A 12,355-nucleotide genomic window follows, 5' to 3' on the forward strand; every position below is an offset into this window, starting at 1 on the left:
CACACCGGACGCCGCCGTTGTACCCGGACGCGGTGACCCTGACACCGGACGTGACCGTGTCGGAGGTGCTGGACGGGATCGACACCTCGCCGGGCTGTTCGGTCAAGGACAGCTTCGCCTGCCTGGATCTTTCGCAAGCGGGCTTCGAGGTGCTCTTCGAGGCCACATGGATCACCCGTACGGCACAGGTGCCGCTCGAGCCGGGCTGGTGCCGCGTCGACGACCGGTTCGACGATCCGTCCGTCGCGGTGTGGTCCGACGGCGTCTCCAGCGTGACCGCCAACCGGGACGGCGACCTCGCCGGACTGTCCAATTTGTACACTCACGGCGATCCCGACGACGCATGGCGCGGCGCGACCTCGGCCGTCGCGGCGAGCTTCCCCGGGCTGCCGATCACCGGCTACGAACGCGGTGACGATCTCGACGCCGCTCTCCGCAACGGTTACACGGCTCTGGGGCCGCTGCGGGTCTGGCTGAAATGATCGCCGAATGGAGATCACCACCTGGCACCTCGAACAGACCTCGCCGGACGACCTGAGCGCGGCGAAACCGCCTGCCGTCCCGGTGACGGTCACCCGCTCCGAGCTGGTCAGCCCGGAGCTGAACCGCTATCTCTACACCGCCGTCGGCGGCGACTGGTTCTGGATCGACAGGCTCGGCTGGACCTGGACGCGGTGGACCGAGTGGCTGGACAGGCCGGGCGTCGAGACCTGGGTGGCGTACGCGCAGGGGACGCCGTGCGGCTACTTCGAACTCGACGGCGCTGTCGACGGCGAAGTGGAACTCGCGTACTTCGGCCTGATGTCTTCCTTCGTCGGGAAGGGCATCGGCGGGCACTTGCTGACCGTCGCGCTGCGGGAGGCGTGGGCACTCGCGGAGCGCTGGCCGGGCAAGGCGACGACGCGCCGCGTCACGGTCCACACCTGCACCACGGACGGCCCGGCCGCGCTCAAGAACTACCAGGCACGCGGCTTCCGGCTGTTCCGCACCGAAGTCGAGCAGGCGGAACTGCCCGCCGAGACGCCGGGACCGTGGCCGGGAGCCGGGAAGAAGTAGCTACTTCGCGGGAGCCTTGGCAGCGGCCTTCGCCGCCTTCTTGAACGCTCGCACCTCGCCGAGGGTTTTCGCGTCCACGACGTCGGCGATCGAACGCCGTGAGCCGCGGTCGCCGTACGAGCCGGTGGCCGCGCGCCAGCCCTTGGGCTGCACGCCGAGCTGCTTGCCGAGCAACGCGAGGAAGATCGAGGCCTTCTGGTCGCCGAAACCGGGCAACGCCTTGAGCCGCTTGAGGACCTCGGGGCCGTCCGGTTTGGGGCGCCCAGCGGTCCAGATCCCGGCTGCGTCGCCGTCGTAGTGTTCGACGACGTGCTCCGCGAGGTCCTTCACCCGCCGGGCCATCGAGCCGCCGTAGCGGTGGATCGCGGGCGGGACCACGCAGAGCTCGACGAAGGTTTCGGTGTCCATCGCGTGGATCTTCTTGATGTCGAAACCGTCCATCCGGTCCGCGATCTTCTGCGGGCCGCGGAACGCGTGTTCCATCGGGAACTGCTGGTCGAGGAGCATCCCGACGAGCAGGGCGAACGGGTCTTCGGTCAGCAGCCGGTCCGCTTCCTCGTCCCCGACCAGGTGCAATGCGCGCGTCATGCGCCAAGGATCTCACGACCGGGCCGCCGCGCGCGCCCTCATCCGTGCGGATCGACCAGCAGGTCGGCGGCCGCGGTGGTGATGGCGGCCGACACCGCCGCCAGCGCGGGCGAGTCGAGTTTCCACTGCTGCCAGAACAGCGGCACGTCGATCGGGTGATCCGGGTCGAGACAGGCGAACGTGCCGTCCCGCAGGCGGTCGCCGATCTGCGCGAGCGGCACCATGCCCCAGCCCATCCCGGCCGCGACGGCGTCGAAGAATCCTTCGGAAGAGGGAACGTAGTGCCGCAGCGGGCTCGCGATCGTGCCGCGCTCGCGGGCGAAGCGGTCCTGGAGGTCGTCACGCCGGTCGAAGACGACGACAGGTGCTTCGGCGAGGTCGAGATCCGTGCCGAGGGCCGGGCTCACGACGGCCAGGTAGCGCATGTGCCCGAGCCGGTGCACCGAACACCCGGCGACCGGATCGGGTGACGACGTCACCGCCGCCATCACCAGCCCCTCCCGCAACAGGGTCGTGGTGTGGTCCTGATCCTCACGGTGCAGTTCGAAGCAGATCTTCTGCTCGGGCGGCACCCGGGTGAGCGCCGGGAGGAACCACGTCGCCAGCGAATCGGCGTTCACCGCGATCGGCAGCCGGACCGGTTCGTCGCCCGCGGTCAGGCCGAGTTCGGCCCGCGTGTCGGCCTCCAGCAACGCCAGCTGACGGCCGAACCGCACCACCGCCTGCCCGGATTCGGTCAGGCGCACCGGTTTCGTGCGGATCAGCAGGACCCGGCCGGTGCGCTGTTCGAGCGCCTTGACGCGCTGGCTGATCGCCGACGGCGTCACGTGCAGCGCCGAGGCCGCCGCGTCGAAGGTGCCTTCGTCGGCGACGGCCAGCAGCGTGCGCACCAGGTCGAGGGGCAGATCTGTCGTCATGAGCGCTAATGTTACGTAAGAATCTTTAGCTGTACTGTTGACGCTGGGATTTCTACTGTTGTCGGCATGGGAGACGTTCTGTTCAGCGCGGTCGCCGGGTTCGGCGCGACCATGGCCCTCATCGTCGCGATCGGCGCGCAGAACGCCTTCGTGCTGCGTCAGGGCATCCGGCGCGAAGCAGTACTCGTCGTGGTGCTGATCTGCATCTTCTCGGACGCCATCCTGGTGAGCCTCGGCGTCGGCGGGGTCGGCGCGCTGGTGGGGACGTCACCCGAAGCGTTGACGATCGTCGCCCTGGTCGGCGGCGCTTTCCTGCTCTGCTACGGCGCTCTCGCGGCCCGTCGCGCGTTCAAGCCGGCGGCGCTGGAAACCGGGGGTCCGGAGACCGGCGGATCGCTGCGCCGCATCGTGCTGACCACGCTGGCGATCACCTGGCTGAATCCGCATGTCTACCTCGACACCCTCCTCCTGCTCGGCGCGGTCGCGGCCGGACACGGCAGCGACCGGTGGGCGTTCGGCGTGGGTGCGGTGTCGGCCAGCGTGCTCTGGTTCCTCGCGCTCGGTTTCGGCGCGCGGCTGCTCAGCGGGTTCTTTCGCAAGCCGTCGTCGTGGCGGGTGCTGGACGGCCTGGTCGCCGCGACGATGATCGCCCTCGGCGTGACGCTGGTGGTCAGCGCCTGATCACGGCAGCCGGGCGAGATCTTCGGCGGTGAGCACGAGATCGGCCGCGGCCGCCGAGTCCCGGATCGTCGCCGGCCTCGTCGAGCCGGGGATCGCGATCATCGACGGCGACTTCGCGAGCAGCCAGGCAAGGCACACCTGTTGCGGGCTGACCCCGAGCTCTTCGGCAACGGAAAGGAACTCCCCGCCGATCCCTCGGAGCGGGCCCCACGGCAGATAGGCGAGCCCGAGTTCGGTGCACAGGGCCAGTTCCGGTTCGTGCGAAAGCTGCGCGGGCGCGTGCTCGTTCTGCACCGAAACCAGCGTCCCGCCGAGGATTTCCCGCGCTTCCAGTATCTGTGCACTGGACACATTGGACAGTCCGGCGAGCCGGATCTTGCCTTCGTCGGCCAGCTCCTTGATCGCGCCGACGGATTCCGCCCACGGCACGTTCTCGTCGGGTTTGTGCAGCTGGTAGAGCCCGATCGTGTCGACGCCGAGCCGTTTCAGCGAGCCCTCGCAGGCGTTCTTGAGGTGCGCGGGTGTCCCGGTGACGGTCCACGAGCCGTCACCGGGACGGCCGCGGCCGCCCTTGGTCGCGACGAGCACCGCGTCCGAGCCGCTGTGGGCTGCCAGCGCTTCGGCGATCAGCACCTCGTTGTGCCCGGTTTCGCCCGCGTGCCAGTGGTAGGAGTCGGCCGTGTCGATCAGCGTGACACCGGCGTCGAGCGCGGCGTGGATCGTGGCGATCGCGCGGTCGCGGTCCGGTCGGCCCTCGATCGACAGCGGCATCGCGCCCAGCCCGATCGCGCTGACCTCGACGTCTCCGATGCTGCGGTAACGCATGTGCTCAGGCCTTTCTGGCGTTTTCGACGGCTTCGTCGAGCCAATCGGTGGTGGTGGAGAACGAAAAGCCGAGGCCGGTCGCACGCGAGGTGTCCAGGACCGCGTACCGGTCGAAGGAGAACGGCGAGGCGTCCCGATCGACGGTCCGGAACCGGGGCTCGACCGAGATCGCACGGGCGATGTCCACGGCGGAAAGCTCGCCGTGCGAACCGGCGTTGATCGGTCCCGTGAAGTCCGCGAGCACTGTCCAGGTCAGGAAGTCGGCGATCTCGCGCGCGTGGATGAACGTCGACGGCCGCGGTTTCGCGTGGATGTCCACGGCATCCCCCGCGTCCAGCCGTTCGACGTAGTGCCGTAGCCGTCCGGTGAAATCGTCGCCACCGAGGACGTGCGCGACCCGCACCGAAGCGAACGGCGTGTCTCCCGCCGCGAAGACCGCCTCGGCCTGCCGCTTGCCTTCGCCATAGTCGTACGAAGGTGCCCCGAGGTCGACCGGCACGGGCGCGACCAGCGTTTCGGCCATCGGGGTCTCCGTCCGGACCTGGTCGTAGACCTCGATCGTGGACGTCATCACGTACCGGCCCGAGCGGATGACCCGCCGCGCGATCGCCGCCTGGACCGGGGTGTAGCAGACCTGGTCCAGCACGACGTCGAAAGAACGCGAACCGAGCGCGGCCTTCAGCCCGCCTTCGTCGTCGCGGTCGGCGATCAGATGGGCGACGCCGGAGGGCGCCGGGGTGGAGCCGCGGTTGAGGACGGTGACGTCCAGTCCTCCGTCGCGCAGCCGCTCGACCACGTCGCGGCCGAAGTACCGGCTTCCGCCCAGAACGAGCACTTTCTTCATGTCCACCAGTGTTACGGTGGCGATCCGGGCGTTTGAAGGGGAGAACATGGGTGAATCGGCAGAATCGCTGAAAGAATCTCGGCCGAATCGCGGTTTCACTGAAAGCTCACTGGATGTGATCGACAGGCGACTCCTTGAACTCCTCCAGGAGGAAGGCCGCATCACCCTGAGCGAGCTCGGGCGCCGCGTTTCGCTGAGTCCCGCCGCTGTCGGCGAGCGCGTCAAACGGCTCGAAGCCGACGGCACGATCACCGGCTACGCGGCGCTCGTCTCGCCGTCCGGGATCGGACTCGGGCTGCGGGCGTTCGTGCGGATGGCGCCGCACAGCGGGTTCACCGTCCGGCATCCGCGCACCCGGAAGCTCATGGACCGGCCGGAGATCCTCGAACTGCACCACGTGGTGGGGGAGGACTGCTGGATCCTCAAGATCGCCGTACGCGACACCACGCACCTGGAAGACCTCCTGGAGGATCTGTCCACGCTGGGCGCCACGACGACGTCGATCGTCATGTCCAGTCCGATCGAGCGGCGCGTCCTCCTGCCCTTGTGATTCGGCACAAGGTGGGCCGGATAAGTCTGGTCGCTGTCCTGGTTCTGCCTGCCGGTTTGTGACGCATGATGACTCGTAGCGCACATACTGACGAGTAACCGGAGGCAGGGATGCGGGCCAGAAGGATCCTCACCACGCTTGTCGCGGCCTTGACGTTCACGATCGCCGTCCCGGCGGTGGCGAGCGCGGCGCCGTCGAGCGGCTGGAACGACTGGTCGTGCAAGCCCAGCGCGAGCCATCCCGAGCCCGTCGTGCTGGCGCACGGCCTCGGCGGCAACGCGACGACCAACTGGTTCCATCACGCGCCGAAACTCAAGGACGCCGGCTATTGCGTCTATTCGCTGACCTACGGCACCACCGTCCTGGGTGGACAGTTGTTCGGCGGGCTCGGCTCCATGCGGAAGAGCGCCGTCGAATTCGGCGCGTTCGTGGACCGGGTGCGAGCGAGCACCGGCGCGGACAAGGTCGACATCGTCGGGCATTCCGAGGGCACGACGATGCCCGCGTACTACCTCAAATTCGAGGGAGGTGCGGAGAAGGTGAAGCATTTCGTCGGGTTCGGTTCCAACTTCAAGGGCACGACGCTGAACGGCCTTTCCGGACTCGCCAGGACCGTGCTTTCGCTGCCCGGCCTCGATCTGCTCGCCGACGGCGTCTGCGGGGCGTGCCGCGAATACCTCGCGCCGTCGGACTTCCTCGACGACCTCGCCCGCGGTGGCGTGAGCGTGCCGGGGCCGACGTACACGAGCATCGTGAGCCGCCACGATCGAGTGGTCACGCCGTACACCAGCGGGGTGCTCGACGAACCGGGCACAACCGACATCGTGCTGCAGGACCACTGCGGCGCGGACATTTCCGGGCATCTGAGCCAGGCGATCGACCCGAACGTGACGAGCCTGATCCTCAAGGCGCTCGACCCGGAAGGCGCCCCCGCGCCGAAGTGCGTGCCGTTCTTCGTGCCGCTGTAGGCCTCAGGGCCTGGTCGCGTGCACCACGAACACCGACCGGATCCGGTCCGGCGTTTCGACGTCGACGCGTTTCACGGTCACCTCGGTGAAACCCGCTTCGGAGGCCAGTTCCGCCGCCTCGTCCTCGGTTTCCGGCAGCTTCAGGTCGGTGGGGACGATGGCGGCGAACGCCTCCGACGGCCGGAACGCCGACGCGAGCGGCAGACTGAAAGCCACCCTGCCACCCGGGCGCAGCGCCCGCAGCCAGTCGCGGAGCGCGGCCGCGCCGAGGAAATGCAGCGAAGACGCGCACAGGACGGCATCCGCGCCTTCGTCCTCCACCGGCGACGGAACCGCCGAGGCGACCTGCCAGGTGATGAGCCTGCCGGGATCGTGCGTCGCCGCCTTCTTCTCGGCCTGGGCGATCATGCCCGGCGAGATGTCGATCGCGAGCACTTCGCCCGGCTCCAGGCGCAGCGCGGCGAACGCGGCCACCCCCGTACCGGTCGCGACGTCGAGAACGCGTCCGGGCGCCATAAGGCCGAGGCCGTCGACGAGCGCGTCGGCGACCAGGCCGTGAAAAGTGTCTTCGTCGTAGTGCGCGGCGATGCCGTCGAACAGCCCGGCCGCGATTTCCTCGCTCACGGCGGCGACCCTATCCGGGAGGCGGCGCCTGCCGGCGAAACCCAGGTCGACGCGGTGATACCAGCACAACTCCGAGTCGCCTTCGAGCCAGCACAGCAGGACGTCGACGCCGTCGAGCTCGGCCGGGAAGTCGATCAGGAGCGGGGCGAACCCCTTCAGCTCGGCGCCCGTCCGCTGGACGGTCGTCATCAGGTCGTCCAACCGGGCCTGCGCGGCCTTCCATTCCGGCATCCCGCCGAGCGTGGTCGCCCGGCCGCCGGGACGCAGGGACGCGGCGAGTTCGGCCGCGTCGGCGCGAAGACGGACAAGCTCGTCGAGCACGGGGCGTAGCCGGGCGAGCTCGGCGCGGGCTTCGGGAACGGTGAACAAACCCATCCGCCGATGGTCCCAGCCCGCTCAGCGGCGCCGCCGGGCGAGTCTCGACGCGAGGCCCGCGCCGATCAGGAGGAAGCCCGTCGCGAGCAGGCCGCCGATGAAGAGCCAGCTCGTGACGCCGTAGGTGACGTCGTTCTGCGGCAGGTACTTCACCAGGCGGAAGCCCCATTCCGGGACGGCGATGGTCGCCACGCCCGGCGCGACGCCCCAGACGAGACCGCCGAGGATCGGGCCGGTCGCCGAGAGCGCGCCGAGCAGCCCGACCGCCAGCAACAGGAGTCCGCCGCCCACGAGCAGGCCGATGCTCAAGACGTCTCGCTGGGTGCTGAGCGTCGCCTGGACGAGCATCTGCTGCCGCAGACCGCCCCAAGACAACAGGCCGAGGGCGACCGGCGTCAGGATCAGACCGCCCGCGCCACTGAGGACGCGACGCACGCCTCGACCCGCGCGCGGGTCTTCGACGCCCAGGTCGTCGTCGAAGGGCGGCTCGTACGGTTCATACGACTCGACGTCCTGGTACGGCCTCCGCGGGTCCTTCGGTTCCTGCTCGTACTCGCCGTACTCCTGGTAGTCCTCGTCGTCGTACTCCGCTACGTACCGGTGCGATGACATGGGCGGGTCACCTCCCTTAATCGGACTACGGACGTCAGCCCCCTTCGGTTCACTTCGATCTCCGCGGAGCGCGTTTAGCCCGCTAAACGCGATTCGGGCGGCGCCGCGAGAGGGTGCCGACCAGGCCGGCCCCGATGAGCAGGAAACCGCTCGCGAACAGGGAACCCATCACCAGCCAGGTCACCAGGCCCGTCCCGAGGCTCGCCCCGGTCACGTCGTAGGTGAGCCTCATGATGTCTTGGGGGCTCAGCAGGAACGTCAGTCCCGGCAGCACGCCCCACATCAGGCCGCCCACCATGGGCCCGATCCCGGACAGCGCCCCGAGTAGCGCGACGCCGATCAGCAGCACGCCGCCGAGGACCAGCAAGAACAGGCTGAGCGGGTCTTCACCGACGGACAGGTACTGCGCGAGACTGCGCTGCAGCTGTGAGCCGCTGTAGATCACCAGGCCGAGAGCGACGGGTGTCAGCAGCACTCCGCCGAGCGCGCTGAGCACGCGCGGCACGGCCCGGCTCGCCTGCCTAGGCTGGGCGCCGTAGGGCTCCGGTGCCTGAGGCTGCTCGTACGGGGGCACGGCGTAGGGGTTGTTCGTCATGGGAGCGCCCTTTCCGGTGGGCCGGCAGAGGAGTTTTGTTCGATGATGTCGCGGCCCGCGCGGTTCCGTGACGGCCGGATGGCCGTCGTCCGACCGGGTGACGTCGGTCACAACGGCCTCGTGGAGACTTGATACCGACCACTACTGGAACCATCCAGGACCGTTAAGCAGTACGCTTGTACCGCTACCGGAGAGACTGAAGAAGAACGCGAAGATCCGCGGAAGGAGCACCGCTGCTCATGGCCAAGATCAAGGTCCAGGGCACCGTCGTCGAGCTCGACGGCGATGAGATGACCCGCATCATTTGGCAGTTCATCAAGGACAGGCTGATCCACCCGTACCTTGACGTGAACCTGGAGTACTACGACCTGGGTATCGAGGAGCGGGATCGCACCGACGACCAGGTCACCGTCGACTCGGCCAACGCGATCAAGAAGCACGGCGTCGGCGTCAAGTGCGCCACGATCACGCCGGACGAGGCGCGCGTCGAAGAGTTCGGCCTGAAGAAGATGTGGCTCTCGCCCAACGGCACGATCCGCAACATCCTCGGCGGCGTGATCTTCCGCGAGCCGATCGTCATCCAGAACATCCCGCGCCTGGTGCCCGGCTGGACCAAGCCGATCATCATCGGCCGTCACGCGCACGGTGACCAGTACAAGGCGACCAACTTCAAGGTCCCCGGTCCCGGCACGCTGACCATCAGCTACACCCCGGACGACGGCTCCGAGCCGATGGAGTTCGAGGTCGCGAAGTTCCCCGAGGGCGGCGGCGTCGCCATGGGGATGTACAACTACCGCAAGTCCATCGAGGACTTCGCGCGCGCCTCGCTGCAGTACGGCCTCGACCGTGAGTACCCGGTCTACATGTCGACCAAGAACACCATCCTCAAGGCCTACGACGGCATGTTCAAGGACGTGTTCGAGGAGATCTACCAGGCCGAGTTCAAGGCCGACTTCGACGCCAAGGGCATCTCCTACGAGCACCGCCTGATCGACGACATGGTCGCCGCGGCGATGAAGTGGGAGGGCGGCTACGTCTGGGCCTGCAAGAACTACGACGGTGACGTCCAGTCCGACACGGTCGCGCAGGGCTTCGGCTCGCTGGGCCTGATGACGTCGGTGCTGCGCACCCCGGACGGCAAGACCGTCGAGGCCGAGGCCGCGCACGGCACCGTGACCCGGCACTACCGCCAGCACCAGCAGGGCAAGCCGACCTCGACCAACCCGATCGCGTCCATCTACGCGTGGACCCGGGGCCTCGAGCACCGCGGCAAGCTGGACTCGAACCCGGAGCTGATCGGGTTCGCGAACAAGCTGGAGCAGGTCGTCGTCGAGACCGTCGAGAGCGGCAAGATGACCAAGGACCTCGCGCTGCTGATCAGCAAGGACCAGGCATTCCAGACCACCGAGGAGTTCCTCGCGACGCTGGACGCCAACCTGGCCAAGAAGATCGCCCAGGGCTGAGTTCCGCCTAGTACGTGAAGGCCCCCTTCCCTCGCCGGAAGGGGGCCTTCACGTACTTGTGACGGTGGGTAGTAGGCCCGCCGGCCGGTTGGCGCCTCCGGGTGGTTGGCAATCCGGGATCTGGGCGACCGCCCCGGCTTCTGCCACTCTGGACCGGACAGAAAACGATTCCCTTGTTCGAGGAGTGACCATCATGGCCATCTCGAAACCGGTCTTGTTCATCGGCGGCGGACTGGCGCTCATCGTCGTCGTCGCCATCTCGGGACAGGACAGGGAGTCCAGCGCGTCCAGCCCGGCCGGATGCCAGGTCGTGGTGACGGCCGACGTGCTCAACGCGCGCGACGCCCCCGGCGGGCAGAAGATCGTCGGCAAGTACGTCAAGGACGCGAAGATCGACGCGCAGCCGGTGGTCGAGAACGGCTTCCGCAAGATCGCCGAGGGCAAATGGGTCTCCGCCGAGTTCGCGCCCCCGGTCGAAGGCGCCAAATGCGGCCCGTGACCTGCGGCTTCGCGTTTAGCCCGCTAAAGGCGACAGGCCGGTGACCTGGGGGATCGCGGTTAGCCCGCTAAAGGCGACTCGGCACCCTGACCTGCGGGATCGCGGTTAGCCCGCTAAACGCAAGTGGGCGCCTTCCTCGGCCGCCAGCACCTCGCCGCTGAACTCCTTCCGCGCTTCGGCCACCGAGACCTCGCGGTCGGAGCCCGGCCAGAAGTGGGTCAGCAGCAGCCGCCGGGCACCCGCGCGCTCGGCCCAGTACCCGGCCTCGCCCGCCGTCGACACCAGGCGCGGCGTCGCGTCGGGAGAAGGGCCCTGCAGCGTGGCGTCCGCGATGAGCAGGTCGGCGTCGCGCGCCAGTTCCGCCAGGATCGGGCTCGGCCCGCTGTCGCCGGTGTAGGCGACGGTGAGCCCAGGCGCGGTCAGCCGGACGCCGTGGTTCGGCACATGGTGCGGCAGCAGGAACGTGGTCATCCGGAACGGCCCGACCTCGCGCGGCGTGCCAAGTTCGTACACGTCGAAGATCGTCGTCGGATGCGGTCGCGGTTCCATCGCTTCGAGTCGCCGCACCGTGCCCGGCGTGCAGTGCAGCGGGATCCTCGGCTCGTCCGGCAGCCCGTAGGCGCGGGCACGTCCGAGCGCGCTCACGTCGGCGCAGTGATCGGGATGTTCATGCGTCACCACCACCGCGTCGACCCGGCCGCCGGGGCAGTGTTCGAACAGCCGTGACGCGGCGCCGTAACCGAGGTCGAGTACGACCTTGAAACCCTCGTGGACCAGGAGGAAGCCGGCGCAGGCCCGACCCGGTTCCGGCCAGGCGCCACAGCTGCCCAGCACGGTCAACTCGCTCATACGGGCAGTCTCGCAGAGCGCACGCCGTGCCGGTTCTGTCGGACCCCCCGGGTAGCGTGCGACGGGTGCTGACCGTCTCCACTGTGAATGTCAACGGCCTCCGTGCCGCCGCGAAAAAAGGCTTCGTCGAGTGGCTGGGCTCGACGAAGGCCGACGTCGTCGCCTGCCAAGAGGTCCGGGCCGAGCTCAAGGAGCTTCCGGCCGGTGCCGCCGCGCCCGAAGGCTGGCACGTGGTGCACGCGCCGTCGGTGCAGAAGGGGCGCAACGGCGTCATGCTCTTCAGCCGGGCCGAGCCGGAAGAGGTCCGCATCGGGTTCGGCGAGCCCGAATTCGAGGACAGCGGCCGGTACGCCGAGATCCACCTGCCGAACGTCGTGGTCGCGAGCCTGTACCTGCCCAGCGGCGACGTCGGCACCCCGCGCCAGGACGAGAAGGAGCGCTTCATGGCGGCGTTCCTGCCGTACCTCGTCGACCTGCGCGCCAAGGCGGCGGCAGGCGGCCGTGAGGTCGTCGTCGTGGGCGACTGGAACATCGCCTACGACAAGACCGACCTGAAGAACTGGCGCGGCAACCAGAAGAGCTCGGGCTTCCTGCCGGAGGAGCGGGAGTGGCTCGGCCGCGTGTTCACCGAGGCCGGGTATGTCGACGTGCAGCGCAAGCTCGATCCGGAAGGCCCCGGCCCGTACACGTGGTGGTCGTACCGCGGGAAGGCGTTCGACAACGACTCGGGCTGGCGCATCGACTGCCAGATCGCCACCCCCGGCCTTGCCGAGCGGTGTACTTCCGTCGTGGTCGAGCGCGCCGAGTCCTACGACCAGCGTTGGTCCGACCACGCGCCGGTGACGGCGACCTACAGGAACTGAGGGATCGGCCGGTGACCCCGGAAGTCATGGCCTTCACCGTGACCTT

Annotated in this window: 16 protein-coding genes; 8 read left to right on the forward strand and 8 right to left on the reverse strand. The window is 68.6% G+C overall.

Annotated features, from left to right (window positions below; all coding sequences use genetic code 11):
- Nucleotides 1-32: 32 nt before the first annotated feature.
- Both DL991_RS36845 and DL991_RS36850 read left to right on the forward strand, forming a co-directional pair.
- Entirely contained in the window at nucleotides 33-482 is a 450-nt protein-coding gene (locus tag DL991_RS36845; protein WP_233599209.1) for a hypothetical protein, read from the forward strand.
- A 7-nt stretch (nucleotides 483-489) separates the two neighbouring features.
- Nucleotides 490-1,056: a GNAT family N-acetyltransferase gene (locus tag DL991_RS36850; protein WP_125788924.1), complete on the forward strand. Its 567-nt coding sequence runs from the start codon at nucleotides 490-492 to the stop codon at nucleotides 1,054-1,056.
- Here the strand turns inward: DL991_RS36850 and DL991_RS36855 are convergent, their stop codons facing one another.
- The gene (locus DL991_RS36855; protein WP_125788925.1) at nucleotides 1,057-1,644 is read right to left on the reverse strand and encodes an HhH-GPD-type base excision DNA repair protein; all 588 of its coding nucleotides are present in this window, start codon (nucleotides 1,642-1,644) and stop codon (nucleotides 1,057-1,059) included. It lies immediately after the preceding gene.
- 38 nt (nucleotides 1,645-1,682) lie between these two features.
- Nucleotides 1,683-2,561, reverse strand: a complete 879-nt coding sequence (locus DL991_RS36860) for a LysR family transcriptional regulator ArgP (protein WP_125788926.1) — start codon at nucleotides 2,559-2,561, stop codon at nucleotides 1,683-1,685.
- A 66-nt stretch (nucleotides 2,562-2,627) separates the two neighbouring features.
- Here DL991_RS36860 and DL991_RS36865 point away from each other — a divergent pair, with 66 nt between their 5' ends.
- Entirely contained in the window at nucleotides 2,628-3,242 is a 615-nt protein-coding gene (locus DL991_RS36865) for a LysE/ArgO family amino acid transporter (protein ID WP_125788927.1), read from the forward strand.
- On the opposite strand, the gene DL991_RS36870 is transcribed toward DL991_RS36865, so the two are convergent.
- Complete coding sequence (locus DL991_RS36870; RefSeq protein ID WP_125788928.1) at nucleotides 3,243-4,067, reverse strand: aldo/keto reductase; 825 nt, start codon at nucleotides 4,065-4,067, stop codon at nucleotides 3,243-3,245. It lies immediately after the preceding gene.
- Between the two features lie 4 nt (nucleotides 4,068-4,071).
- Nucleotides 4,072-4,911, reverse strand: coding sequence for an NAD-dependent epimerase/dehydratase family protein (locus DL991_RS36875; protein WP_125788929.1), 840 nt, complete (start codon nucleotides 4,909-4,911; stop codon nucleotides 4,072-4,074).
- A 115-nt stretch (nucleotides 4,912-5,026) separates the two neighbouring features.
- Between DL991_RS36875 and DL991_RS36880 the strand changes: the two genes are divergently transcribed.
- Both DL991_RS36880 and DL991_RS36885 read left to right on the forward strand, forming a co-directional pair.
- Complete coding sequence (locus DL991_RS36880; RefSeq protein ID WP_199746251.1) at nucleotides 5,027-5,461, forward strand: Lrp/AsnC family transcriptional regulator; 435 nt, start codon at nucleotides 5,027-5,029, stop codon at nucleotides 5,459-5,461.
- A 110-nt stretch (nucleotides 5,462-5,571) separates the two neighbouring features.
- Nucleotides 5,572-6,429 carry a triacylglycerol lipase gene (locus DL991_RS36885; RefSeq protein ID WP_125788931.1) on the forward strand — a complete coding sequence of 286 codons (858 nt, stop codon included), beginning with the start codon at nucleotides 5,572-5,574 and terminating at the stop codon, nucleotides 6,427-6,429.
- A gap of 3 nt (nucleotides 6,430-6,432) precedes the next feature.
- On the opposite strand, the gene DL991_RS36890 is transcribed toward DL991_RS36885, so the two are convergent.
- The 3 genes from DL991_RS36890 to DL991_RS36900 form a co-directional block, all read right to left on the reverse strand.
- Complete coding sequence (locus DL991_RS36890) at nucleotides 6,433-7,428, reverse strand: DUF2203 family protein (RefSeq protein WP_125788932.1); 996 nt, start codon at nucleotides 7,426-7,428, stop codon at nucleotides 6,433-6,435.
- A gap of 21 nt (nucleotides 7,429-7,449) precedes the next feature.
- Nucleotides 7,450-8,040, reverse strand: a complete 591-nt coding sequence (locus DL991_RS36895) for a hypothetical protein (protein ID WP_125788933.1) — start codon at nucleotides 8,038-8,040, stop codon at nucleotides 7,450-7,452.
- Between the two features lie 82 nt (nucleotides 8,041-8,122).
- The gene (locus DL991_RS36900; RefSeq protein WP_233599211.1) at nucleotides 8,123-8,635 is read right to left on the reverse strand and encodes a hypothetical protein; all 513 of its coding nucleotides are present in this window, start codon (nucleotides 8,633-8,635) and stop codon (nucleotides 8,123-8,125) included.
- Between the two features lie 239 nt (nucleotides 8,636-8,874).
- On the opposite strand from DL991_RS36900, the gene DL991_RS36905 reads away from it, so the two are divergent.
- Nucleotides 8,875-10,098 (forward strand): NADP-dependent isocitrate dehydrogenase, encoded by a 1,224-nt coding sequence (locus tag DL991_RS36905; protein WP_034304555.1) that lies wholly within the window; start codon nucleotides 8,875-8,877, stop codon nucleotides 10,096-10,098.
- A gap of 193 nt (nucleotides 10,099-10,291) precedes the next feature.
- A complete protein-coding gene (locus DL991_RS36910; RefSeq protein ID WP_125788934.1) occupies nucleotides 10,292-10,597 on the forward strand; it encodes an SH3 domain-containing protein in 306 nt (101 codons plus the stop codon).
- 105 nt (nucleotides 10,598-10,702) lie between these two features.
- On the opposite strand, the gene DL991_RS36915 is transcribed toward DL991_RS36910, so the two are convergent.
- The gene (locus tag DL991_RS36915) at nucleotides 10,703-11,446 is read right to left on the reverse strand and encodes an MBL fold metallo-hydrolase (RefSeq protein ID WP_125788935.1); all 744 of its coding nucleotides are present in this window, start codon (nucleotides 11,444-11,446) and stop codon (nucleotides 10,703-10,705) included.
- A 56-nt stretch (nucleotides 11,447-11,502) separates the two neighbouring features.
- Between DL991_RS36915 and DL991_RS36920 the strand changes: the two genes are divergently transcribed.
- Complete coding sequence (locus DL991_RS36920) at nucleotides 11,503-12,309, forward strand: exodeoxyribonuclease III (RefSeq protein ID WP_125788936.1); 807 nt, start codon at nucleotides 11,503-11,505, stop codon at nucleotides 12,307-12,309.
- Nucleotides 12,310-12,355: the final 46 nt, after the last annotated feature.

Source organism: Amycolatopsis sp. WAC 01375, assembly GCF_003947325.1.
In the GTDB taxonomy this organism is placed as follows: Bacteria; Actinomycetota; Actinomycetes; order Mycobacteriales; family Pseudonocardiaceae; genus Amycolatopsis.

Coding starts and splice junctions, on each gene's coding strand:
- DL991_RS36890 (WP_125788932.1), bottom strand. CDS start 7,428: ATGGGTTTGTTCACCGTTCCCGAAGCCCGCGCCGAGCTCGCCCGGCTA.
- DL991_RS36885 (WP_125788931.1), top strand. CDS start 5,572: ATGCGGGCCAGAAGGATCCTCACCACGCTTGTCGCGGCCTTGACGTTC.
- DL991_RS36915 (WP_125788935.1), bottom strand. CDS start 11,446: ATGAGCGAGTTGACCGTGCTGGGCAGCTGTGGCGCCTGGCCGGAACCG.
- DL991_RS36850 (WP_125788924.1), top strand. CDS start 490: ATGGAGATCACCACCTGGCACCTCGAACAGACCTCGCCGGACGACCTG.
- DL991_RS36895 (WP_125788933.1), bottom strand. CDS start 8,040: ATGTCATCGCACCGGTACGTAGCGGAGTACGACGACGAGGACTACCAG.
- DL991_RS36910 (WP_125788934.1), top strand. CDS start 10,292: ATGGCCATCTCGAAACCGGTCTTGTTCATCGGCGGCGGACTGGCGCTC.
- DL991_RS36875 (WP_125788929.1), bottom strand. CDS start 4,911: ATGAAGAAAGTGCTCGTTCTGGGCGGAAGCCGGTACTTCGGCCGCGAC.
- DL991_RS36865 (WP_125788927.1), top strand. CDS start 2,628: ATGGGAGACGTTCTGTTCAGCGCGGTCGCCGGGTTCGGCGCGACCATG.
- DL991_RS36870 (WP_125788928.1), bottom strand. CDS start 4,067: ATGCGTTACCGCAGCATCGGAGACGTCGAGGTCAGCGCGATCGGGCTG.
- DL991_RS36900 (WP_233599211.1), bottom strand. CDS start 8,635: ATGACGAACAACCCCTACGCCGTGCCCCCGTACGAGCAGCCTCAGGCA.
- DL991_RS36905 (WP_034304555.1), top strand. CDS start 8,875: ATGGCCAAGATCAAGGTCCAGGGCACCGTCGTCGAGCTCGACGGCGAT.
- DL991_RS36855 (WP_125788925.1), bottom strand. CDS start 1,644: ATGACGCGCGCATTGCACCTGGTCGGGGACGAGGAAGCGGACCGGCTG.
- DL991_RS36860 (WP_125788926.1), bottom strand. CDS start 2,561: ATGACGACAGATCTGCCCCTCGACCTGGTGCGCACGCTGCTGGCCGTC.